The organism is Sorangium sp. So ce117 (assembly GCF_051524395.1).
In the GTDB taxonomy this organism is placed as follows: Bacteria; Myxococcota_A; Polyangia; order Polyangiales; family Polyangiaceae; genus Sorangium; species Sorangium cellulosum_B.
On sequence record NZ_CP150309.1, the window covers coordinates 801,451 to 824,731 of the forward strand.

Annotated in this window: 19 protein-coding genes; 10 read left to right on the forward strand and 9 right to left on the reverse strand. The window is 73.0% G+C overall.

The window, feature by feature from the left end; translation table 11 throughout:
- Window positions 1-168: 168 nt before the first annotated feature.
- Entirely contained in the window at window positions 169-378 is a 210-nt protein-coding gene (locus tag WMF46_RS03040) for a hypothetical protein (protein ID WP_437984215.1), read from the forward strand.
- A gap of 12 nt (window positions 379-390) precedes the next feature.
- Here WMF46_RS03040 and WMF46_RS03045 read toward each other — a convergent pair whose 3' ends face one another.
- The 3 genes from WMF46_RS03045 to WMF46_RS03055 all read right to left on the reverse strand — a co-directional run bounded on the left by WMF46_RS03045 (window position 391) and on the right by WMF46_RS03055 (window position 5,068).
- Window positions 391-1,317: a glutamate--tRNA ligase family protein gene (locus WMF46_RS03045; RefSeq protein ID WP_437984216.1), complete on the reverse strand. Its 927-nt coding sequence runs from the start codon at window positions 1,315-1,317 to the stop codon at window positions 391-393.
- A gap of 67 nt (window positions 1,318-1,384) precedes the next feature.
- The gene (locus tag WMF46_RS03050; protein ID WP_437984217.1) at window positions 1,385-3,181 is read right to left on the reverse strand and encodes a glutamate--tRNA ligase; all 1,797 of its coding nucleotides are present in this window, start codon (window positions 3,179-3,181) and stop codon (window positions 1,385-1,387) included.
- Window positions 3,182-3,313: 132 nt separating this feature from the next.
- Complete coding sequence (locus WMF46_RS03055) at window positions 3,314-5,068, reverse strand: adenylate/guanylate cyclase domain-containing protein (protein ID WP_437984218.1); 1,755 nt, start codon at window positions 5,066-5,068, stop codon at window positions 3,314-3,316.
- A 437-nt stretch (window positions 5,069-5,505) separates the two neighbouring features.
- Here WMF46_RS03055 and WMF46_RS03060 point away from each other — a divergent pair, with 437 nt between their 5' ends.
- Entirely contained in the window at window positions 5,506-6,231 is a 726-nt protein-coding gene (locus tag WMF46_RS03060; protein WP_437984219.1) for a hypothetical protein, read from the forward strand.
- Between the two features lie 141 nt (window positions 6,232-6,372).
- Here WMF46_RS03060 and WMF46_RS03065 read toward each other — a convergent pair whose 3' ends face one another.
- Both WMF46_RS03065 and WMF46_RS03070 read right to left on the reverse strand, forming a co-directional pair.
- Complete coding sequence (locus WMF46_RS03065; RefSeq protein WP_437715498.1) at window positions 6,373-6,753, reverse strand: Hsp20/alpha crystallin family protein; 381 nt, start codon at window positions 6,751-6,753, stop codon at window positions 6,373-6,375.
- A 92-nt stretch (window positions 6,754-6,845) separates the two neighbouring features.
- Entirely contained in the window at window positions 6,846-7,310 is a 465-nt protein-coding gene (locus WMF46_RS03070; RefSeq protein ID WP_437863332.1) for an Hsp20/alpha crystallin family protein, read from the reverse strand.
- Window positions 7,311-7,760: 450 nt separating this feature from the next.
- Here WMF46_RS03070 and WMF46_RS03075 point away from each other — a divergent pair, with 450 nt between their 5' ends.
- Window positions 7,761-8,342, forward strand: coding sequence for a YtfJ family protein (locus tag WMF46_RS03075; protein ID WP_437984220.1), 582 nt, complete (start codon window positions 7,761-7,763; stop codon window positions 8,340-8,342).
- A gap of 34 nt (window positions 8,343-8,376) precedes the next feature.
- On the opposite strand, the gene WMF46_RS03080 is transcribed toward WMF46_RS03075, so the two are convergent.
- Window positions 8,377-9,291, reverse strand: coding sequence for a MerR family transcriptional regulator (locus tag WMF46_RS03080; RefSeq protein ID WP_437984221.1), 915 nt, complete (start codon window positions 9,289-9,291; stop codon window positions 8,377-8,379).
- Window positions 9,292-9,464: 173 nt separating this feature from the next.
- On the opposite strand from WMF46_RS03080, the gene WMF46_RS03085 reads away from it, so the two are divergent.
- The 3 genes from WMF46_RS03085 to WMF46_RS03095 are packed head-to-tail and all read left to right on the forward strand — an operon-like array spanning window position 9,465 to window position 13,545.
- Window positions 9,465-11,072 (forward strand): phytoene desaturase, encoded by a 1,608-nt coding sequence (locus WMF46_RS03085; protein WP_437984222.1) that lies wholly within the window; start codon window positions 9,465-9,467, stop codon window positions 11,070-11,072.
- Entirely contained in the window at window positions 11,053-12,009 is a 957-nt protein-coding gene (locus tag WMF46_RS03090) for a phytoene/squalene synthase family protein (protein ID WP_437984223.1), read from the forward strand. The genes WMF46_RS03085 and WMF46_RS03090 overlap by 20 nt, the downstream gene beginning before the upstream one ends.
- A 57-nt stretch (window positions 12,010-12,066) precedes the next feature.
- Window positions 12,067-13,545: a lycopene cyclase gene (locus WMF46_RS03095; RefSeq protein WP_437984224.1), complete on the forward strand. Its 1,479-nt coding sequence runs from the start codon at window positions 12,067-12,069 to the stop codon at window positions 13,543-13,545.
- Between the two features lie 4 nt (window positions 13,546-13,549).
- On the opposite strand, the gene WMF46_RS03100 is transcribed toward WMF46_RS03095, so the two are convergent.
- The 3 genes from WMF46_RS03100 to crtD are packed head-to-tail and all read right to left on the reverse strand — an operon-like array spanning window position 13,550 to window position 16,481.
- Window positions 13,550-14,041, reverse strand: a complete 492-nt coding sequence (locus WMF46_RS03100; RefSeq protein WP_437984225.1) for a beta-carotene hydroxylase — start codon at window positions 14,039-14,041, stop codon at window positions 13,550-13,552.
- Window positions 14,038-14,922, reverse strand: a complete 885-nt coding sequence (locus WMF46_RS03105; protein WP_437984226.1) for a carotenoid 1,2-hydratase — start codon at window positions 14,920-14,922, stop codon at window positions 14,038-14,040. Before WMF46_RS03105 ends, WMF46_RS03100 begins: the two co-directional genes overlap by 4 nt.
- Window positions 14,919-16,481: a 1-hydroxycarotenoid 3,4-desaturase CrtD gene (gene crtD / locus WMF46_RS03110; protein WP_437984227.1), complete on the reverse strand. Its 1,563-nt coding sequence runs from the start codon at window positions 16,479-16,481 to the stop codon at window positions 14,919-14,921. Before crtD ends, WMF46_RS03105 begins: the two co-directional genes overlap by 4 nt.
- Before the next feature lie 98 nt (window positions 16,482-16,579).
- Here crtD and WMF46_RS03115 point away from each other — a divergent pair, with 98 nt between their 5' ends.
- From WMF46_RS03115 to WMF46_RS03130, 4 genes are all read left to right on the forward strand, one after another.
- Window positions 16,580-17,491: a polyprenyl synthetase family protein gene (locus WMF46_RS03115; RefSeq protein WP_437906928.1), complete on the forward strand. Its 912-nt coding sequence runs from the start codon at window positions 16,580-16,582 to the stop codon at window positions 17,489-17,491.
- Window positions 17,492-17,882: 391 nt separating this feature from the next.
- Window positions 17,883-19,652 carry an acyl-CoA dehydrogenase family protein gene (locus tag WMF46_RS03120; protein WP_437984228.1) on the forward strand — a complete coding sequence of 590 codons (1,770 nt, stop codon included), beginning with the start codon at window positions 17,883-17,885 and terminating at the stop codon, window positions 19,650-19,652.
- Window positions 19,653-19,846: 194 nt separating this feature from the next.
- Window positions 19,847-20,935, forward strand: coding sequence for a MaoC family dehydratase (locus WMF46_RS03125; protein WP_437984229.1), 1,089 nt, complete (start codon window positions 19,847-19,849; stop codon window positions 20,933-20,935).
- Window positions 20,936-21,092: 157 nt separating this feature from the next.
- A complete protein-coding gene (locus WMF46_RS03130; protein WP_437984230.1) occupies window positions 21,093-23,228 on the forward strand; it encodes an ATP-binding protein in 2,136 nt (711 codons plus the stop codon).
- Window positions 23,229-23,281: the final 53 nt, after the last annotated feature.

Below are 23,281 nucleotides of genomic sequence, written 5' to 3' on the forward strand. Positions count from 1 at the left end.
GCCAGGTCGCTGCATCCAGCGCGCCGTGGAGGGGGTGCATCCCGGGCGCCGGGAAGGAGCAGAAACGGCCCGGGCACCACGGCCGGTCATCGGGACGGTCACGTTCGCGTGGCCTCGGCGTGGAACACTGGCGCGCCGACTTGGACCTGTGGTAAGCGGCAGCCACACATGATGCTCCTTGGACATGACACTTCGTCGGGACGGGCGCGCGACCTCGCCGAGCAGGCGTGGCGCGCCTGGACGCTGTTTGGCAGCCGCTCCCGCCGTGGGCGTGATGGCCGGCGCGACGACGACGACGACGACGATTTCCCGCGGCCGAACGCGATCCTCACGTGGTTCCCGATGCTGGGGCGCGCCGTCTCGCCGCTGCCCGCCTGATCTACGCGCCGCTCAGGGCCCGCTCGCCGTCAGCGTGAGCGAGCCGTCGCGGAGGCTCACGACGCGGTCCGCGGTCGCGACGCGCGACCAGTCGAACTCGCGGAGCAGCTCCGCCGGCGTGCACGGATCAGGGCGATCCCGCAGGCCGACGCAGCAGGCGAGCGCGCCGGTGAGCGCGGGCGCGCTCCGGGCGAGCGCCGCTCCGCGCGCCGCGCCGTGCGTCTTCGCCAGCTTGCCGCCGCGCTCCTCCAGCAGGAGCAGGTGGTGCCGGTAGACCGGCGCTGGCAGCCCGAGCAGCGCCTGGAGCGCCGCCTGCGTCGCGGTGCTCGGCGCGATGTCGCGCCCCCGGACGACGCGCGTTACGCCCGCCGCGCCGTCGTCGACCACCACCGCCAGCTGGTAGGAAAAGGCGCCGTCGCGCCGGCGAACCACGGGATCACCCATCGCGAGCGCGGGCTCCTGCGACAGGTCGAGCCCGCCCTCGTCCAGGGGCCGGAACACGCCGTCCGGCAGCCGCGCCCGGATCGGCTCCACGCTCGCGCGCCACCCGCCGGGCGGCAGCGCGCGGCCGCGCGCCCGGTTGTCGTAGGCGAAGCCGCCGTCCGGGGCGCGCCGGCCGATCGAGCGCACCTCCTCGCGCGTCGCGGAGCAGGGGTACAGCGCGCCGAGCGCCTCGAGCCGGTCCATCGCCGCCTCGTGGTGCGCCCTCCGCGCGTGCTGCTCGACGCGCTCGTCGAAATCGAGCCCGAGCCACGCGAGATCCTCCTCGATCGCGCGCGCGAACTCGGCCCGGCAGCGGTCGGGATCGAGGTCCTCCAGCCGGAGGACCAGCCGCGCGCCCCGCGACCGCGCGTCCAGCCAGCAGAGCAGCGCCGCGGCGAGCGTGCCGAGGTGGGCGGGCCCGGTGGTCGACGGGGCGAACCGGCAGACCTCGCTCATCGCTCTTCCTCCTGCCGCTGCCGGCCGCGCCCTCGTCGCGCGGCCCGCGGGCTCGCCGCGCCGCGCCTCAGAGGAAGCGCGCGATGCGCGCCCGCACGCGCGGCTCGCCCAGCACCGCCATGACCTCGGTCAGATCAGGGCTGTTCCTCGTCCCGCAGACCGCGACCCGGAGGAGCATCGAGACGTCGCCGACATGGCCCTTCCACGACTCGGGAGAGGCCTTGTACTGCTTCACCTCGCCTGCGTAGCCCGAGGCCACCGCGATCTGCCGGATCTTCTCGAACCACGCCTCCTTCGAGTCGGCCGGGTCGAACGTGTCGAGCATCTGCCGGAGCAGCGGCTGGCGATCGCCCTCAGGGACGTTCTCGGGGAAATCGAGCGCGTCGACGCCGCTGTAGAGCTCGTCGTAGAAGAAGAAGAGCTGGGCCCGCAGGTCGGGCCAGGTGGTGATGCGCTTGTTCGATTTCTTGCCGCCGCGCTCGATGCCGAGCGCGCGCTTCGTGTACTCCGGATCTCGCTCCATCAGCGCGGCGAGCTCCTTGTCGTGCTCCCTGGCCCAGTCGAGGCCCTGGGCATAGACGTCCTCGGCGCTCATCCGGCTCACGACCGCCTGGCTGACGCTCTTCAGCTTCACCATGTCGCTCAGCGCGCCGCCGGGGGCGAGCTTGTTGAGCTTGAGGGGGAAGGCGGAATAGGGCTTGTCGGGGTTCGCCTTGCGCCAGTCCTCGAACGCCGAGTTGGCGATGTTGAGGAGGTACTCGATGGTGCCTGTCTCGGGGACGCCGATCTCCCGGTAATACGCGATGTTCGCCTCGGGGTCCTTGCGCTTGCTCAGCTTGCGCCGGGCGTCCGAGACCTTCGTCTCGCCCGTCTCCGGGTCGACCTCTTCCACGCGATCGAGCTTCTGGATGGGCGGGACGTGGGCGTATTCGACCGGCCTGAAGCCGAGCGTGCGGAAGAGCTGCAGGTGGAGCGGCATCGACGAGATCCACTCGTCGCCTCGGATCACGTGCGTCGTGCGCATCAGGTGATCGTCGATCGCGTGGGCGAAGTGGTACGTCGGGATGCCGTCCGACTTGAGGAGGATGGTGTCGAGATCGTTGACGGGCATCGAGATGACGCCCTTCACGCCGTCCTTCCACTCGACGCGGCCGGAGACGTCGTCCGGGGCGCGCAGCCGGAGCACGAACGGGGTGCCGCCCGCGAGCGCCTCCTTCACCCGGGCGAGCGGCGCGTCGCGCCACTTCGCCCACCGGCCGTGGACCCCGGGCTTCACCGTGAGGGCCATCTGCTCCTGCCGGATGGCGTCGAGCTCCTCGACCGTGCAGAAGCAGGGGTAGGCGAAGCCACGGCGGATGAGGTCGATCGCGTAATCCCGGTAGATCTCGACCCGCTCCGTCTGGATATAGGGGCCGTAGCTGCCCTGCTGCACGAACTCGCCTCGCGAGGACGCGTCTCCGTCCTTCGCCGGCGCGCGGAGCACGCCCTCCTGAGGGGAGAGATCGAAGCGCGCGAGGGAGTCGACGATGGTGTCGAGCGCGCCGGGGATGGCGCGCTTCACGTCGGTGTCCTCGAGGCGGAGGTAGAAGACGCCCTCGCTCTGGAGCGACAGCCGCTTGTTGATGAGCGACACGAAGATGCCGCCAATGTGCATGAACCCGGTCGGGCTCGGCGCGTAGCGGGTGACCATCGCGCCTTTGGGCAGCGCGCGCCGGGGATAGCGCGCCTCGTACTCCTCGGGCCGCCTGGCCGACGCCGCGGCGTCGCCGAAGAGGAGGCGCACGAGCTCGTCGCGGTCCTCTCCGGGGCCCGGTTCGCGGATGGTGACGGGAAGCGTCGTCTCGTTCGAGGCCTGCTTGTCCATGAGGGCGCGTCGCTCCTGGTCTGACATCGGGCGGGCAGCCATTGCACGCCCGCCTGGCCTTGTCAATCGGCCGGGGGCCTGTCAATCGCGGGTAACGAGCGCGAACGAGCGTGGGTCGTGGCGCGCGCCGCGCTACTGCGGTGTGTTCTCGCCGATGAGCCAATAGGTCTTCATCGCGCCCTTGCCCTTGATCGCCACGAGGCCCCGCTCCTCGAGGAGGAAATCTCGCGCGAGCAGGGAATAGCTCGCCTCGCTCACCTGGATCCGGCCGGGCTCTCCGCTCGACTCCATGCGGCTCGCCACGTTCACCGCGTCGCCCCAGAGATCGTAGCTGAACTTCTTCTTGCCGATCACGCCGGCGATGACAGGCCCGGTGTTGATGCCGATCCTGAGCTGGAACGGCTCGCCGTCGTCGCCGACGAACTGGCGCACGGTGTGCGTCATGGCGATCGCCATCCGCGCTATGGCCCTCGCGTGATCGGGGCGCTGCGCCGGCAGTCCGCCGACGACCATATAGGCGTCTCCTATGGTCTTGATCTTCTCCAGGCCGTGCTGCTCGGCGAGCTGATCGAACGAGGAGAACATCCGGTTGAGCAGGCCGACGAGCTCCGCCGGGGGGAGCCGCGCGGCGAGCGGGGTGAAGTCCGCGATGTCCGCGAAGAGGACGGTCACCTCCTCGAAGTGCTCGGCGATGAGCTGCTCGTGCTCCTTCAGCTGATCGGCGATCGTCCTCGGCAGGATGTTGAGGAGGAGCCGGTCCGAGCGCTCATGAGCTTGCTCGGCCGCCGCCTTCGCCTGCTCGAGCGCCGCCTTCTGCTGGCTCTGCCGCCGCGCGTTCGCCTCCAGGGCCGAGAGCATGCCGTTGATCGAGCCGGTGAGGCGCGACAGCTCGTCGGTGCCCGGCATCGCGACCCGCGCCGAGAGGTCGCCGACGCCGCCGATCTCCGTGACCTCCCGGCTGAGGCGGGCGAGCCGGTACAGCACCAGCTTCTCCAGGAGCAGCAGCGTGACGCCGCCGAAGACCAGGCCCACGACAACGGTCACGAGCACGAGATAACGCAATGTGTCATGGCCCATCTTGAGGATGGCCCGATCGTTGTCCACGCGCACGAGCAGCGCCGGCTTGCCGTCGATGTCGTTGAGGACGGTGTATCCCGCGATCCGGTCGCTGCCGAGCGGGTGGACGAGGATCGGGTCGCGGTCGGACAGGGCGGCGCGGGCCTCGCGGAAGTCGTCGGGCAGCTGGGGATCGTCGAGGCGGTGGACGGCGAGCGAGAGGCCGGCGGGCTCGGTGAGGCGCTTGATCTCGGCGTCGGTCAAGAAGCGCCCGAACGTGACGGTGCCGGCGACCGGTCCGCGGCCGGAGCTGCCGACGCTCGGCTGGGAGCAGAGGAGCATCGGCCCGTCCGGGAGGAGGACGATGCCGCCTCGCACGGCGCTGCCGGGCGCGTCCCGCCCGAAGAGGAGATCGCCGATGCGGAGCCGCTCCTCGATGCCGCGCGGCAGGGGGGCCCAGCTCTTCGTGGCGTGGTCGTAGCCGGTGCTGTACACGGGCCTTCCGTCTGCGCCGGCGAAGACCGCGAGATCGATCCGGGCGATGTCGAAGAGCTGGGCGACGAGGTTCGAGCGAACGAACTCTTGATTACCGTCCTGCACGAACGCGTAGGCGTCATCCCACTGGCTCCAGTCGGTCCAGCGCGCGTTGAAGTCGCTGCTGGCCTGGCGGAAGAGGTTGAGCGCCACCTGCACGGTACGGCGGGTGTCCTGCGCCTCGGCGGCCATCGAGTTGGCGAGGAGCGCCCTCGAGGACACGCCGTACAAGGCAAAGCTGAGCCCGAGCAGCGTGGCGGCGATCGCCAGCAGCGTCTTCGCGCGCAGGGAGAGCAAGGCGTTGAGGGCGGGCTTCAGCGGCGCCGAGACTATCGAAATGCGGGACGGCGCGGAAGCGCGCCGACACCAGCCGGGACGGCGCGGGCCCGCGGCAGGTCGGGGAGGGAGCGCGGCGGCGTGGTGCGGCGGTGCCCCTGGCCCGGTCCGGGCCGCGCTCGCTTGGAGGGGTCTCCGGGGCGGGTCCGGAGGCGAGGTTTCATTCTCGTTCTACGGCGGGACGCGAGGCATCGAGTCCCAGATGTGTATCGTGGACGTTCCCGCCCGTCGCTCCGGGTCGAGTCCTCATCGACTTTCGCGGAAATTCAGGTCCACAGTGATGAAAACAACTTGAACGGTTGCCGCCGTTTCCGGCGGTGATGAACGACGCTACGGTATCTCACGTTGCCTCGTGGCTTCCTTGGACCGCTGTCGCGAGAGCAGATAGGATGCGTGCAATGCACACGCCCGGCCGGCTGCTTGTCGTTCCTGCGGTCCTTCTCACCGTCGCCGCGTGCGCCAACGGCACCGACGATCTGCTGCCCGGCTATTACGAGGAGCAGGCCGGCGGCGGCGGACTCGGCGGTGATGGCGGCGCCGGAGGGGAAGACCTGTCCGTGAGCTCGAGCTCTAGCTCGAGCGTGAGCGCCGGCTCCACCGGGGCCGGCGGCGATGGGGGCGAGGGCGAGGGCGGCGACGGCGGAAGCAATGAAGGTGACGGAGGCGACGGCGGCGGGGGAGCGGTGGCCGAGTGCGACTATGCGGCGCCCAATACCTGCACGGGAGCAGAGGCTCTCGGCAGTATCTCGGGCGACGTCGAGGCTGATTCGATGACGGTGACGGGGACCACGTCGAAGTGGTTCAAGATCCTGATCGTCGACAATGCAGATGAGGCCAGCTCCGAGCACTTCCGTGCCACGCTCGAGTCTCCGCCGGGGATGAACTTCGATTTGATCGCTTACCAAGGAGAAATTGAAGTTGATGCACCGAATTGCTTTGCGTCCGGCGTCAGAGGGCAGGGCACGCCCGAATCATTTTACGTGACGTGGAACGACCGCTTCGCCGATCCCGATGAGCGCTGGTTTATCCTCGAGGTGCGGCATGTGGAGGGTACCGCGTGCGGCGAGGACGCGAAGTGGACGCTGACGCTCCTCGGCAACAATGCGGCGTTGATAGAGCCTTGAGCCTGCACGCGCAGCCCGCAGGCCGGTCACCGGTACATAAGAGATCCTTGAGCCTGTGCCCACCACACATCAGCGCCGCCTCACCTCGATCTTGCTTCGTCCGGGACAGCGCTCCTCATCCTCGACACCTGGCACACCGCCTCAGCTCGCGCTGATCGGGATCTGACGCGGCTTCAGCGACGCGCTCTTCGGCAGGTGGATCCGCAGGACGCCTGCCCGGAGATCCGCGGAGATCTTCTCCGAATCGATGCCCTGCGGGACCACGAAGCTGCGGCGGAAGTCCGGCAGGCCCTCCACGCCCCGCTCCCGCTCGGCCGCCTCGGTCCGCCGGCCCTCGAACGTGAGCTCCCCCTTCTCCACACGGACGGCCAGGCGATCCTGCGTCACGCCCGGGAGATCCGCCACGACCAGGAGCTCCTCGGCGCTCTCGTAGATGTCGACCGCCGGCGCAACGGCGGGGCGCTGCTGGATCTTCTCGGGGTTGCTCTCGGCACGGTGGGTCAAGCTGCGATCAGTGCTCATGTTCATCGCTCCTTCCTCGGTACACTCCAGATCCGCTCGTCGCTGGATCGTCGCTCTCCTCTTCTTCGTTCGCTCTTCAGTTCCCGGCTCCCTCAGCGCGCCGTCACCGCGATCTGACGCGGCTGCGCCTCGGCGGCCTTGTTCAGCGTGAGCGTCAGCACGCCGTTCTTCAGGACCGCGGTCGTCTTCTCCGGATCGACCTTGCTCGGCAGCGTGAAGCTCCGGCTGAAGCGCACCGCGCCCCGCTCCCTGCGGTGGACGAGGTAGCCCTCCGGCGCATCCGACTTGCGCTCGCCGCTCACCGTCAGGACGTCCTGATTCAGCGAGATCTGGACATCCTTCTCCGTCAGACCCGGAACATCGGCCTTGACGACAAGGGCGCTCCCCGTGTCGAACAGGTAGACGCGCGGACCCCCCACGTACCGGGACGTCTGGTCGAAGTCGCCGCGGAGCGACGCGCGGGGCGCGTCCGCCTCCTCGAACACCCAATCCAGGCGCCGGCGAAGCTCATCCATCATGGCAAACGCGCGATCGAAATCCGTGGTTCGGTGCAGCATGGTCAATCCTCCATGACCGCCGCGCGCGGCGCGCGCCGGGGCTCCGCCCGCGGCGCCGTCAACCTGCTCGCGACGGCCGATTTGTTGTAGCGTTACGGGACCTTGGCTCCGAGAGCCGGTCTCTTCGCACCGCCCAATCTTTGCACGGCACGTGGGGTGTCAAGAGCACGGCGCGCCGTCGTCCCCCCGAGGCAGATCGGCGGGAGCAGCGGTGGCGACCGGACTCGTCAGACCGAAGGGAGAGGCAGGGAAAGGCGGGCGAGCGCGACCTCTCCGGCTCCCCGGAGCGGCTCCCTGCGCCTCCCCGCCGGCCACCGCCCCCGGAGGCCGAGCCACGCCAGCCGGCCGTCGGCGGAGCCAGCCACGGAGCCAGCCACGCCGGCGCCCGGTAGAGCCTGCCGCCCGAACAGCCCTGGGAGCACGCCCCGGAAAGCGCTAGAAACCCAGGACATGCAGCCCTGCCCGCCCGCCTCCCGCCGCCGCGGCGTCCTTGCCGCCCGCCTCCGCTCGGTCTCCTCTGCGGCGGCGCTGTCCCTGGCGCTGATCTCGGGCGCCGCCCTGGCGCTGCCCTCGGAGGGGGACCGGGCGCCGAACGCGCGCGTCGAGGACGCGGACGGCCGCGAGCTCCGGCTCAAGGCGCTTCAAGGCAAGCCGATCCTCATCGTCTACGAGGACAAGGACTCGAAGGCCCAGAACCAGGCGCTCAAGGACGCGCTGGCGAAGCTCACGAAGGGCGACCGCTACCGGCGAGGCATCGCCGTCGCCGCGATCGCCGACGTCAGCTCCTACGACTTCTGGCCGGCGAAAGGCTTCGTGAAGGACGCCATCCGGGAGGAGTCGAGGAAGGTCGGCGGGACCGTCTATTGCGACTGGGACGGCTCCTTCCGCACGGCCTACAAGCTCCGCCGCGGCGTCAGCAACGTCGTCGTGGTCGGCAAGAACGGCCATGTGCTCTTCGCGGCCGAAGGCGCCCTCAAGCCGGAGTCGCAGAGCAGGGTCCTCGAGCTGCTCCGCAAGGAAGTCGAGGGCTGACCGCAGCGAACGCGCCGGCCGGAGGGGCGCGCGCTCAGCGCCCGTCCCTGCGGCGCCGCCGCGCGTGCAGCGCGGACTCGACCTGCGCGCGGATCTCCGCCGCCTCCGCGGCCGCCACGAGGCCGCCGCGCGCCTCGATGAAGGACCGGAGCGCCCCGGCGCCCGCGCCGCCCACGATCCACGGCACGCCACGGCACGCGTCCGCGTAGGCGTCGATGAGCTCGCGCGCCGACGGCGGGAGCGGCGGGATCGCGACCGTCAGCGCGACGAGGTCCGGCGCGAGCGCCTCGACCGCCCGCGCGATCGCGGCGGGCGGCGTCCTCGCGCCGAGCACGACGGAGCGGAAGCCCCACGAGCAGAAGCGCAGGCCGATGCCGAACAGCCCGAGCACGTGATCCTCGTCGGCGAAGGCCGCGAGCAGCACGCGCCGCCCGCTCTCGCCAGGCTGCGCGAGCCGCAAGAGGTGCAGCAGCGTCGCGCCGAGGACCTGCGAGGCGAGGTGCTCCTGCGCGACCGTGATCTTCCCCGCGTGCCAGAGATCGCCGATGCGCTCGAGCGCCGGGCCGAGCGCGCGCTCGAAGATCGTCACCGCCGGGCCGAGCGAGAGGGCCCGGTTCACCTCGGCCTCGAGGCCGTCGGGATCGAACCGGACCGCGGCGTCGACGATGCGCTCGCTCGCCCCGGCGAACGCGTCGCCGCTGCTCGTGCCCACCGGCGCGCGCGGCCCCGCGGCCTCGAGCACCATGCGCGCCGCCTCGGCCGCGGCGATCCCGCCGTTCACGTGGTCGCGCATCTTCTTGATCACCGCCACATCGTCGTCGCTGTACAGGCGATACGCCGACGCCGTGCGCGCAGGCGACGGCACGCCATAACGGCGCTCCCACGCCCGCAGCGTCGCCGAGGACACGCCACACATCTCCGAGACGACATGGATTCTGTAGCGGCTCAACTGGATAAACCTTGCTAGGACCCGCCGAGCCGCGGCCGTCCGCGCCGGCCCGGCGCACCGGGATGCATCGGAACGGCGGGCAGCGAGGCCCAGAAAGACCCCCTCCTGCCGACGTCTTTCGCCTTCGTCATTCGCCTTTGTCAAAGGCTAGGACAAACATTATACTGAGCGTCATGCAAAACACCAGCGCTTCGGCGCAGGATCCGGCGCATCCGGCCAGGCCTGACGCCTCGCCGGGCGACGAGGTGGCTGCTCCCCCGCGAGCAGCGGGCGCGCGCGGCGTCCTCCGCGGAGCGCGCCCGCCGCGCGCCGTCGTGATCGGCAGCGGCTTCGGGGGCCTCGCGGCGGCCGTGCGGCTCGGGGTGCGGGGCTACGACGTCACGGTGGTCGAGAAGCTCGACCAGCCGGGCGGGCGCGCGTACGTCCACCGCCAGGACGGGTTCACCTTCGACGCGGGGCCGACCGTCATCACGGCGCCGTTCCTCCTGGAAGAGCTCTGGCAGCTCTGCGGCCGGAACATGGCCGACGACATCGACATGCGGCCCGTGGCGCCGTTCTACCGGATCCGGTTCCACGACGGCGCGACGTTCGACTACACCGGCGACGCTGCGGCGATGCGCGCCGAGGTCGCGCGCCTGTCACCCGGGGACGTCGAGGGGTACGAGCGCTTCGTCCGGCGGAGCGAGGAGATCTTCCGCGTCGGGTTCGAGGAGCTCGCGCACGTGCCGTTCGGGTCGTGGAAGGACATGGCGCGCATCGTGCCGGACATGGTTCGGCTCGAGAGCTACCGCACGGTGTACGGCCTCGTCGCGAAGTACGTGAAGGACGACCGCCTGCGCCAGGTGCTGAGCTTCCACCCGCTGCTCGTCGGCGGGAACCCGTTCTCGACGACCTCGATCTACAGCCTGATCGCGTTCCTCGAGCGCAACTGGGGCGTGCACTTCCCGATCGGCGGCACGGGCGCGCTGGTGAAGGGGCTCGTGTCGCTCATCGAGGGCCTCGGCGGCTCCGTGCGGTGCGGCGCCGAGGTGCGGCGCATCTCCGTGGAAGGCGGCCGCGCCCGGGGCGTGGAGCTCGCGTCGGGCGAGCGGCTCGCCGCCGACGTCGTCGTCTCGAACGCGGACTCGGCGTGGACCTACCGGCACCTCGTGCCCCCCGAGGCGCGGAAGCGCTGGACCGACCGGCGCATCGAGCGGCAGCGCTACTCGATGAGCCTCTTCGTGTGGTACTTCGGCACGCGCCGGCAGTACCCGGACGTCGCTCACCACACGATCCTCCTCGGCCCGCGGTACAGGCCGCTGCTCGAGGACATCTTCGAGAAGCACGTGCTCGCCGACGACTTCAGCCTGTACCTGCACCGCCCGACCGCGACCGATCCGGCCCTCGCCCCGCCCGGCTGCGACGCGTTCTACGTGCTGTCCCCGGTGCCGAACCTGCTCAGCGGCACCGACTGGCCAAGGGTCCAGGAGCGGTACCGGCGCTCCATCTCGGCGCTGCTCGAGGCGACGCTCCTGCCGGGGCTCGAGGGCGCGCTCGCGAGCTCGCGGCTCCTCACGCCGCAGGACTTCCAGGACCGGCTGCTGTCGTTCCGGGGCGCGGCGTTCGGGCCGGAGCCGGTGCTCACGCAGAGCGCCTTCTTCCGGCCCCACAACGCGAGCGAGGACGTCGAGCGCCTCTACCTCGTCGGGGCAGGCACGCACCCGGGCGCCGGTCTGCCCGGGGTGCTCTCGTCGGCCCGCGTGCTGGATCAGGTGGTCCCGGATGCATCGAAGCTCGTCTGAGGCGTCGGCGGCGGACTTCGCCGCGTGCAGGGACCTCCTGCGCAAGGGGTCGAAGAGCTTCGCCGCGGCGGCGCTCCTCCTGCCCGCGCGCGTGAGGGAGCCGGCGGCGGCGTTCTACGCGTTCTGCAGGGTCGCCGACGACGCGGTCGACGAGCTCGGGGAGCACGCGCCGCCGTCCGCGGCCGCGGCCGCCGTCGCGGCGCTGCGGGAGCGGCTCGCGCGCGCCGCGGCGGGCAGGCCGGACGACAGCCCGGTCGATCGCGCGCTCGCCCACGTGATGGCGGAGCACGGGCTGCCGCGCGCGTTCATCGAGGCGCTGCTCGAGGGGTTCGCGTGGGACGCGGAGGGGCGCCGCTACGAGACGCTCTCGGACCTGAACGCCTACGCGGCGCGCGTCGCGGGCACCGTGGGCGCGACGATGTCGACGCTCATGGGGGCGCGGGGGCCCGACGCGCTCGCGCGGGCGTGCGACCTGGGCGTCGCCATGCAGCTCACGAACATCGCGCGCGACGTCGGCGAGGACGCGCGGCGCGGTCGGATCTACCTGCCGCTCGCCTGGATGCGGGAGGCCGGGATCGCGCCGGACGGGTGGCTCGCGCGGCCGGTGTTCGACGACCGGCTGGGGCGGATCGTGGCGCGGCTGCTCGCCGAGGCGGAGGTGCTCTACCTCCGCGCGGGCGCCGGCATCCCGATGCTGCCGCGCGACTGCCGCCCCGCGATCCAGGCGGCGCGGCTCATCTACGCCGACATCGGGCGGGTCATCGCGCGCCAAGGCTTCGACTCGGTGTCGACGCGCGCGGTGGTGTCGCCGGGCCGCAAGGCGTGGCTCGTGCTGCGGGCGCTGGTCCGCAGGTCCGTCGCGCCCGCGGAGGCCCGGGAGCACGGCGCGGCGCCGCCGCTCGACGAGGTCCGCTTCCTCCTGGAGGCGGCGCGATGAGCGGCGGCGCGACACGCGCTCAGGAGGCCGCGCGATGAGCGCCCTGGTGGGAGCGCGATGAGCGCCGGCGGCGCGCCGGGCTCAGCCGCGCGGGAGATCGACGCGGCGCGGGGGCGCGTGCGCGAGGCGGGCGGCGAGGCGCTGCTCGCGCGCCTCGAGCACCTCGACGCGGTGCGGGCCGCGCCGGCGCCTCGACCGGGACCCTCGCCGCGGCCGCCGGATCGGGGCGCGAGCGCCGATTACGACGTGGTCGTCGCGGGCGGCGGGCTGTCGCTCCTGCTCGCGCCGCTGCTCGCGTCGGCAGGGCTGCGCGTCGCGGTGCTCGACCGGGCGCGGATCGGCGCCGCGCACCGGGAGTGGAACGCCGGGACGGCCGAGGTGGCCGCGCTGTCGGCGTCGGGGATCTTCGCGAGGGACGAGATCGAGCGGCTCGTCATCGCCCGCTACGTCGAGGGGCTCTGCCGCTGGCACGGCGGCGGGACGTACCCGGTGCGCGGCGTGCTCGACCACGCCATCGACGCGGCGGGGCTGCTCGCCGCGGCGCGGGCCCGGGCCGAGGCGCTGGGGGTGACGCTGCTCGACGGGCACGCGCTCCTCGGGCACGCGGAGGGGCTGGACGCGGTCGCGCTCGCCGTGGCCGAGGCGCAGCCGGGCGCCGCGCCGCGCGCGCTGTCCGCGCGGCTCCTCGTCGACGCGCGCGGCGCGGCGAGCCCCTACGCGACCGCGGACCTCCTCTGCCCGACCGTCGGCGGCGTGCTCACGGGGCTCTGGGAGGGCGACGGGGAGCGGCGGATCCGGCCGGACGTCGGCGAGATCCTCGCCACCACGGAGGACGTCGAGGAGGGCCGGCAGCACCTCTGGGAGGCGTTCCCGGGGCGGCCGGGCGAGACGACGGTCTACCTCTTCTATTACGCGCGCTCCGGGGACGTCGGCCCCGGCGCGCTCCTGTCGCTCTACGCGCGGTTCTTCCGGCTCCTCTCGCGCTACAAGGAGGGCGACGCGCGCCTCGTCCGCCCGACGTTCGGCTTCATCCCCGGATGGTCGCGGCTGTCGGCCGCGCCGCGCGCGCCGGGGCGCCGGGTGCGGCTCGTGGGGGACGCGGCGGCGCGGCACTCGCCGCTGACGTTCTGCGGCTTCGGCGCGAACGTGCGCGAGCTCGCGGCGACGGCCGCCGATCTGGCGCGGGCGGTCCGGGAGCCGGGCGCGCGTCGCACGTCGGCCCCGGCGCGCGACGCGCCTGTGCACTCGGGCACCGGCGCGCTCGCGGCCCTCATGGCGAAGCCCGCCGGCGGGGCGAGGGCAGGGGAGATGAACGCGCTCCTCGACACGGCCTTCGCCGTGCTCCACGCGATGGGCAACGACGCGTACGCGGCGCTGCTGCGCGACGAGATGCAGCCGGCCGATTTCGTGAGGTTCTTGCGGGAGACGGCGGCGCGGCGGCCCGAGGTGTACCGCGAGGTCGTGAGCACGCTGCCGCTCCGGGCCATCGGCCGCTGGGGGGCCGGGCTCGCGAGGGAGCTCTACCGCGCCCGCTAAAGGGCTACCGCGCCCGCTGCGGGGAGCGCTGGGCGCGGCCTCCCGCGACGGCGCGCCGCGCGAGGACGAGGGGCCCGAGGAACAGGCCGTACGGGGGGCCGCCGGTGCCGTGGTGGACGCGGTGCGCGTCGCGCACGCGCGCGAGGTACGGGATGCGCGCGAGGCCCGAGACAGGGAGCCGCCCGTGGACGAGCCCGTCGTGGACCAGGACGTAGGCGAGGCCGAAGGCGGTCATGCCGAGGCCGAAGCCGAACGCGGCCTCGCGCAGCGGCCCCGGCGCGCCCCAGCTGCCGTACATGATGAGCCCGGCGGCGATCGGGGCGTGGAGGAACGCGAGCGCGTCGTTCTGCTCGAAGGCGCCGCGCCGCTTCGCGTGGTGGGTGCGGTGGATGCGCCAGAGCGCGTGGTGCCAGACCTTGCCGTGGAGGAGCGCGGCCCACACCTCCATGGTCGCGAAGGCGGCGAGCGCCGTGCCGATCCAGATCGCGAGCGTCATCGCGCCCTCCTCATGCGGAACGGCAGGAGGAGCTGCACCCAGGGGCTGGCGAAGCGGTCGAGCGAGAGGGCCTCGTGGACGACCGTCGCCGGCTTGCCGCCGAACGTCGCGGCCGCGAGGGAGCGCGCGTAGAACGGCGTGTCCTCGAGGGTGCGGAGGAGCCGCGGCGCGGACCCCGGGTCGGCGGCGATCTCCCGCGCCAGGCCCCAGCGCGTGTCGCCGAGCGGCCGCGGGGCGAGCGGCGGGAGCTCGCGCGCGCCGCCCGCCGCGTCGAACGCGGGCGAGAGGAGCATGCGCGTGCCGTCGCGGCGCCGGACGTCGTAGGTGAGGGCGATCCCGTCCGAGCCGAGCGCGCGCGACCAGGTCCAGCGCTCGAAGGCGTGGTCGAGCGGCTCGTCGCCGGCGTTCGTGTCGAGGTAGGCACTGCCCGAGAAGCGCAGCGAGGGGTGCGCGAGCTCGACCTCGGCCCGCGCGATCGGCGCGATGGGCGTCCAGCGGTGGAGCCCCCGCCCGTCCAGGGCGACGCCATCGTGCGCGCCGTCCGCCGCGGGCCCGGGCACGGACGGGCGGAGGCGCACCGTCCCCGAGAGCCGGGACGGCAGGGGCGCCGTGATCTCGTCGAAGGAGACGCGGAGCTCACCCCCGGACCACTCCATCAGGCTCGGTCCGATGGCGAGCGACCGCGGCGACCTGGAGACCGCGCCCCGCGGCCGCTCGGTCAGCGCCCAGCGATCGGCGCGCGCGCCGTACAGCGCGACGTTCATCGCGCAGTGCATGAGCGGGTCCGCGGCGCCGCGCGATCGCGCCTTGGCGTAGTAGGGCGAGAAGACGCTCCCGAGCATCGCGATGATCGTGATCGCGCTCTGCCCGTCGTCGCTCACCGCGTCCAGGTACCACCAGGCGTAGCCCCCGCTCGGGATCTCGAGGTCGAAGCGAGGTCCTCCATCACGCTCCGCGCCGCGAGCTGGCCGCTCAGCGCCGCCATCGGCACGCCCGCCCCCGGGTGCGCGCTCCCGCCGGCGAAGTACAGGCCCGGGAGCTTCGAGCGCGAGGACGGGCGCGCGAAGGTCGAGTTCCACCCGTGGGACACCGGCCCGTACAGCGCGCCTCCCGTCGCCGGGAACATCCGCTCGAAGTCCGCCGGCGTCGTCGCCACCGGGGAGACGCCCGTGCTCTTCAGCGAGAGGCCGAACCGCTGCAGTTGCTGGAACACGCGCTGCTCCCATTCGTGGATCTCCGTCGATGAGGGGGTGTGTTTATCACCGGTCGCAGGGGCATTGAGGATGAAGAACAGCCGCTCTCCGCCTCCCGGGCTCGCCCCGACCCCGCCGGCCTCGTGCGCCGGCGCGTCGCCGCGGTCCTCGGCGCAGACGTAGACCGTGGCGTCGCGCGGGAGCTCGCCGCGGTCGAACAGCGCTCGGAACTCGGCCTCGTAGTCGCCGGAGAAGAAGACGTTGTGCCGGAGGAGGGGGAAGCCACTCGCCTCGGCCACGAGCGCCCAGGTGACCGCCGAGAGCGAGCGAGGCTCGCTCCCCGGCGCCTTGCGGGCGGCGCGCTGGCCGAACAGGCCGGCCCGCAGCGCCGCGGGGTCGGCGTTCAGCACGATGGCGTCGGCCTCGATGCGCTCGCCGCCCTCGAGCACGACGCCCGTCGCGCGGCCGCGGCCCTCCTCGATGGCGGCGACGTGCGCGCCGCAGCGCAGCGTCGCCCCGGCGCGGGCCGCCGCCGCGGCGAGCGCCTCGGCGACGCGGCCCATGCCGCCCTCGGGGAGCCAGAGGCCCTCGCGCTCCACGTGCGCGATGACGCTCAGCGTCGCAGGCGCGAGGTACGGCGACGAGCCGCAGTAGGTCGCATAGCGCCCGAACAGCTGCAGGAGGCGCGCGTCCGTGAAGAAGTCGCCGAGCGCGCGGTGGAGGGTGCGGTGCCCGTCGATCTTCATCATCCCGCCGACGCCCAGGTTGCCCGCCGTGCTCAGGATCGTCCTGAGCGTGGGCCGCTCCGCGCGCATGAACGGCGCCTCCACCACGTCGAAGATCTCGCGCGCGTACCGGCTGAACCGGCGGTACCCGTCCGCCTCCCGCGCCCCCGCGAGCGCGCCGATCGCGTCCGCGGAGCGCTCGACGTCCGCGAAGAGGTCGAGCGTCGAGCCGTCCGGCCAGGCGTGGCGCGCGAGCGTCTCGGCCCGGCGGAGCGACACGTGGTCCTCGAAGCGGAGCCCGAGCGACGCGAAGATCTCGTCGAAGACCCACCGCATCGTGAGCACCGTCGGGCCGACGTCGACGCGGCGGTCCCCGAGGACCGCCTGGCGTATCTTTCCGCCGACGCGCGGCGCCCGCTCGAGTAGCACCACGTCGAGCCCGCTCGAAGCAAGGAGCGCGGCCGAGGTCAGACCGCCGATACCCCCGCCGATCACCACGACGCGATCTCTCCTGTCCGCCATGGTCGGAGTGTACGCGTCGGAGGTAGTTTGTCTATACTTTGTTTAACTAATGTTCAAACTATTGACAAGCCCCTGAGGCTCGCCAAGACTCGCCCCCCATGGATTTCGATCGCCGGATCGAGCGCGTCCTCCTCGCCGCCATCGAGCCGCTCTCCTCGCCCGCGTCGCCGCCCGGGCTCCTGGCGGCGACGCAGCACGCCGTGTTCCCTGGAGGCGCGCGCATCCGTCCGCGGCTCTGCCTGGCCGTCGCTTCGGCGTACGGCGATCCCGCGCCGGAGGCCGCCGACGCCGCGGCGGCGGCGGTGGAGCTCATCCACTGCGCGTCGCTGGTCCACGACGACCTCCCCTGCTTCGACGACGCGCCGATCCGGCGCGGCCGGCCGTCTGTCCACCGGGCCTTCGGCGAGCCGATCGCGGTGCTCGCCGGCGATCAGCTCATCGTGCTCGCCTTCGAGGCGCTCGCGCGCGGCGCCTTCCACGCGATGGCGAGCGGCGTGACCGACGCGCGCAGGGCGGTCCGGTTCTTCGAGGTGCTCGGGGGCGGCGTCGGGATGCCGCAGGGGATCATCGCCGGGCAGGCGTGGGAGTCGGAGGCGAAGGTCCCGCTCTCGGCCTACCGGCGCGCGAAGACAGGCGCGCTCTTCGAGGCGGCGGCGACCCTCGGCGCGCTCTCCGCAGGCCAGGACGGGGCCGCCTGGGGCGATCTCGGGCAGCGCATCGGCGAGGCGTACCAGGTCGCGGACGACGTGCTCGACCTGGTCGGGAGGCCGGAGGACATGGGCAAGCCGGCGGGGCGCGACGGGGCGCTCGGGCGCCCGAACACGGCGCTGGAGCTCGGGCTCTCCGGCACGACCCGGCTGCTGCAGCGGCTCATCCAGGACGCGGTCGAGGCGGTGCCGCAGTGCCCGCGGGCGGACGCCGTGCGGTCGTGGGCCGTCGAGCTGGGGGACAGGCTCCTCCGGGTCTGCAGGGGGCCTTCGGCGGCGCTTCCGACCGTGAGCTCCATGTGACGGCTCGGGCGGCCTGACGTACGTCCGAGAGGGGCGGCCGTCGGGGGGACTCGGGACGTCTGAGACTGATGATCGGGAGTGGAGCTGGGTTGTTTGCGCGTCGCGGGACGGAACGCGTGAAGCCGACGCGGACCGACGTGAAGCCGACGTGGACCGAATGAAGCCGACGTGAACCGACGTTGAGCAGATTCAGGGAGGGCCTTAATGCGCTGTCGCCTCGCGATAGTGAGGCTGCGCCCAGGCTCGACGAACGCGGTTTGGGGTGGCATCCTCGGCGGGCCTTTCCGCGTCTGCCGCGGGGAGCGTGGCTGTGGCGCGGTGTAAAGGCGCTGTGTTCTGCGTCCCGTGAAGCGAGGCGTGGGTCATAGTCCGCAAGCGGGGGGATCGGGGGATGAGGGCGATTCGGGAGCAACACGCCACGATCGTTTCTCGAAAGCTCGAGGCCGACAGCCCCGGGGGGATGCGCGAGGCGATCACCTCCGCCGAGCAGCTCGCGCGCGTCGCGCGCGGGCGCCTCCGCGACCGGGTGGTGGACGTCGGGAGCGCGGTGGGAACCGCCCTCCGGGGCGCGCCGAGGAGCGCGAGCTTCGTCCGGGCGGGCGCCGCCGCGGTGCCGCTGCATGTGTCGCGGATGCTGCTCGATCGACACCAGGTCGCCGCCCACGCGCTCGCCCACCTCTACGCGGAGATCGAGGCCTGCCGCTCGCTCGCGAGCTGGGCCTGCGAGGCGGGCGGGGAGGCCAGGGCCGTCGCCGAGGCGCACGCGGGGGCGCTGCTCCTGTCGCTGCGCGGCGGCGTCGATCTGGGTGGCGGAGAGATCGCGCCGCTCGGCGAGCTCGAGCTCCGCGACGACGAGGTCGCCAAGGCGATCGGCCACCCGGCGGTCGCGGCGTGGGCGCGTGACGCGGGCTCCGGCGTCGCCGTCGCCTCGATCGCGCGCGCGGCCGCCGAGCAGGGCATCCCCGCCAGCGCCGGCGCGGAGGACGAGCGCGTCGGCTGGATCCGGCACAACATGCGCGACTTCGTCGAGCGCCTCGTCGAGCCGCTCGCCCCCGAGATCCACCGCCGCAACGGGCTCATCCCCGAGTCGATCGTCCGCCGCATGGGGCAGTTCGGCGTGTTCCGGCTCGCCACCGCGCCCGAGCACGGGGGCGACGGGCTCGGCGTGGCCGCCATGGCGACCGCCATCGAGGAGCTCGCGCGCGGCTCGCTCGGCTTCGGCGTGCTCACCATGACGGCCTCCATCGCGTCGGACCTGCTCGCCCGATCCGGCACGGACCTGCAGCGCAGGACCTGGCTAGCGCGCATCGCGAACGGCGAGGCGCGCTGCGCCCTCGCGTTCGCGGAGCCGGCGTACGGGTCGGACCTCGCGCGCGTCGTCACGCGCGCCGAGCGCCAGGCCGACGGCAGCTACCTCCTCATCGGAAAGAAGGCGTGGGTCACCGGCGCGTCCCGCGCCGACCTGGTGCTCACCCTCGCGAGGACCACGACGCCGGGAGGACAGGGGCAGCTGCCGCTCGGCCCGAGCCTCTTCGTCATCGCGAAGCGGCGCGGCGCGCCGGGCGCCGACTTCCCGGACGCCGGGATGGCCGGGACCGAGCTGCGGGCGCTCGGGCAGCGCGGCATGGGGCACTACGAGCTCCGGATCGAGGGGCTCCAGATCGGCCGCGAGGCCCTGCTCGGCGAGCGCGAGGGCGAGGGGATCGCCCAGATCCAGCGGGCGCTCGTGACGGGCCGCACCTACGCGGCCGCGTGCGGCGTGGGCGTGGCGCAGGCCGCGCTGGAGCTCGCGCTCGAGCGGGCGAAGACGCGCGTGCAGTTCGGGTCGCAGCTCATTTCCTTCCCGCGCGTGGCGCACCGGCTCGGAGGGCTCATCGCGCGCGTCGCCGCCGCGCGGCAGCTCACGCGCGCCGCGGCGCACGTGGCGGACACCGGGCAGCCGTGCGAGCTCACGTCGGCGATGGCGAAGCTCTTCTCCAGCCGCGTGGCCTGGGACGCGGCCGACGCCTGCATGCAGCTCCACGGGGCGAGCGGCTACGCGGAGAGCTCGACCGCGGCGAGGCTCCTGCTCGACGCCCGCAGCCTCTTCTTCCAGCTGGGCCCGCACGAGGTGCTCGCGCAGGGCATCGCGCGCGCCCTGCTCGAAGGGCCGCTGCCCTGAGGCGCGCTCCGCCGCGGCGCGGAGGCACGAGCGAGCGGGGGGCGCGAACGGTCGGCCGGGCGCGTGAGCCAGCGAGCGAGCGCGTGCGCAGAGGCGCGGCGTGGTGTGCGCGGCGCGGAGAGGTGACGCGCAGGCGCGGCGCGCGTGCGGGCCGTCGTCAGCCGAGCGCGCCTGTGCCATGATCGCGCGGACCGATGGTCCGCGTCCGCTCTCCTCGCTACGGCCGCAAGCTCGACGATTTCACGGTCGGCGCGGTGTATGCCCACCCCTGGGACGTCACCGTGGACGAGGGGATGCTCGCGCTCTTCGCGGCCTCGTTCCAGGACGCGATCCCGACCTACGCCAGCCGCGTCGCGGCCCGGGCGGTGGGGCTCAGGGACAGGCCGGTGAGCCCGCTCTTGCTCCTCAACCTCGGGATCTCCTTCAGCGTGCACGACGTGAGCGAGCAGGCGATCGCGCACCTCGCGTACACCGACGTCCGGTTCCCGGCGGCCTGCTATCCGGGGGACACGCTGCGCGCGAGCTCGCTGGTCATCGGCAAGAAGCCGGTCTCGACGGGGGACAAGGGCGTCGTGCACGTCAGGACCCAGGTGGTGAACCAGGACGGGCTGCTCGTCTGCTCGTTCGAGCGCAAGGCGCTCGTGCCCCCCGGCCGCGTCGCGGAGCGCCCCGCGGACGCGCCGCACGCGGTCGCGCAGCCGGACGCGCCGCCGGCGCGCCTCCCGGAGGAGCTCGACGGCCCGCTGCCTCCGCCGGCGCGCCAGGGCGGCTTCGCCTGCGCGTGGGACGACTTCGAGGTCGGCGACGTGATCACCCACGAGGTCGGCAGGACCATCGGGGACAGCGAGCACATGCAGCTCGCGACCCTCCTGCGCAACTCCCACCCGCTGCACGTGGACGAGCAGTACTCCAGGTCGAGCTCCTTCGCGAAGACGCGGGTCGTCCACGGGGGGCTCGTGCTGTCCTGGGTGCTCGCGCTCTCGAGCCGCGACACGGCCGGGTGCGGCGTCTGGGACCTCGGCCTCGACGAGGGGGCGCACCCGAGCGGCGTGCTCGCGGGCGACACGCTGTTCGCCGCGTCGAAGGTGATCGCCAGGGAAGAGGCCAAGAGCGGCGCCGGGAGCGTCACCTTCCGGATCGTCGGCGTGAAGAACACGCCGCCGCGCGCCCTGATCGAGCAGGGCGCCGACCTGTTCACGCCCGAGCTCGGCAAGGCCGACGGCAGGGTGAAGGAAAAGGTCGTGGAGATCACGCGAACGCTGCTCCTGCGCCGGCGGAGCTAGTTCTGTGCGTCAGCGATCACTGGGTGGGATCGCTGACGCACAGAACCAGGCGCGCCCGAGGCGGGGGCCGCAGAATGAGGAGTCCCCGGCGGGCCGCCTGCGGCATACAATGGCCGGCCATGAGCACCGCTCTGCCCCAGCGAGGAACGGGACGGCCATGAGCACCGCTGGGAGCCGTGAGCTGGACGCGCTCCGCGCGCGCGTCGCCGAGCTGGAGCGGGAGCTGGCCCACGCCCGCGCGCCAGGTCGGGTCGCCGCTGCGCGAGGCCCGGACGCGCCGGCCAGAGACCCGGGCAGCGCGAGGGGATCCGCCCTCGTCGAGGCGGCGCGGCGGCAGCTCGACGAGGGCGAGCAGGCGGCGCAGATGGGCAACTGGCTCTGGGAGCTCGGCCAGAGCAGCACCACCTGGTCGCGGCAGCTCTTCCGGATCCTGGGCCGCGATCCCGAGACGGATACGCCCTCGACGGAGACCTTTCTCGAGGCGGTCCACCCCGACGACCGGGAGCGGCTGCTAGCCGGCCTGCAGCTGGCGAACGAGACAGGAGAGGGGTCGGGCGCGATCGCGTTCCGCGTGCGCCACCGGGATGGAACGGTGCGGGAGTGCCTGCTGAGCAGTCTGCCCCTCGTAGAGGGGGCGGGGCCGCCGTCGCGCTTCTTCGGCGCGGTCGTCGACCTCACCGAGCGCCGCCGCGCCGAGCAGGAGCTCCGCCGCAGCGAGCGCATGCTGAAGGAGGCGCAGCGCATCGCCCACGTGGGCAGCTGGTCCTACGACATCGCGTCGCGGACGATCCGCTGGTCCGAGGAGCTCTACAACATCCTCGGCGTCGATCCCTCGGTGCGCCCGACGTTCGAGCTCTTCGCGGGCCTCATCCACCCCGAGGATCGCCACCGGGTCTTCGGCGGCGCGGAGACCGCGTCGCCGCTCGGCATCGCGAGCCCCGTCGAGTGCCGCGTCGTGCGCCCGTCCAGCGGGGAGCTGCGCCACGTGCAGATGGCGGCGCAGCTGGTCACGGACGACGCCGGGACGATCACCGGGCTGGTCGGCACGAGCCTCGACATCACCGAGCGCCGGCGCCTCGAGGAGCAGCTCCTGCACAGCCAGAAGCTCGAGGCGATCGGGCGCCTCGCCGGCGGGGTCGCGCACGACTTCAACAACATGCTCACCGCGATCTTCGGGCACAGGGAGCTCGCGGTGCGCAAGGTGCCGGCGGCGTCGCCCGTCGCCGAGCACCTCACGCAGATCGGCACCGCCGCGGAGCGGGCCGCGGCGCTCACGCGGCAGCTGCTCGCCTTCGCGCGCAAGCAGCTGATCCAGCCGAGCGTCGTCGACCCGAACGCGCTGATCTTCGGGGTCGAGCCGCTCCTCCGCCCGCTCGTGGGTGAGGACGTGGAGCTCGTCGTGCTGCCGGGGAGCCAGATCTGGCCCATCCACATCGATCGGGGGCAGTTCGAGCAGCTGCTCATGAACCTGGCCGTGAACGCGCGGGACGCGATGCCCGGCGGGGGCCGCCTGGTGATCGAGACGGCGAACAGGGCGCTCGGCGCGGGCGACGGGGGGTGGGGGCCAGAGATCGAGCCCGGAGACTACGTGGAGCTCACGGTCACGGACACAGGGCAGGGCATCGACGACGCCGTGCAGAAGTACGTGTTCGAGCCGTTCTTCACGACCAAGGAGCCGGGCAAGGGGTCGGGCCTCGGGCTCGCGACGTGCCACGGCATCGTGAAGCAGCACGGCGGCCACATCGGGTTCGCCAGCGCCCCCGGCCAGGGCACGCGCTTCACGATCTGCTTCCCGCGCGTGCGCGGCGTGCCCTGCGAGCAGCCTGTGAGGGCGACCGCGGCCGCCGTCGGGGGCGTGGAGACCGTGCTCGTCGTGGAGGACGAGGCGCAGGTGCGCGAGCTCTGCGTCGCCGCGCTGCGCTCCTTCGGCTACTCGGTCCTCGCGGCGCGGAGCGGCAAGGAGGCGATCGCGCTCGCGGCCGCCTATCCAGGCCCCATCCACCTGCTCGTGAGCGACGTGGTCCTGCCGGACGCGCGCGGCCCCGCGCTCTCGGCGATGCTCGCCCGCGCGCGCGCCCCGCTGCCCGTGCTCTACGCCTCGGGCTACACGGAGGACGCCCTCCTCCAGACCGATCTGCTCGACGGGGTCGCCCACTTCCTCGCCAAGCCGTACACGCCGACGCAGCTCGCGAAGGCGGTGCGCGCCGTGCTCGACGCGTCCGCGCAGGCGCGACGGGCGAAGGGCTCCGGCGACGCCCCGCCGCCGGCTCCGACCGCCGAGCGCCTGCAGTGAGCGCGCTCGTGCGCCGCCGGGGGCGGGCTCACGGCGCTTTCGCGCGCGATCGC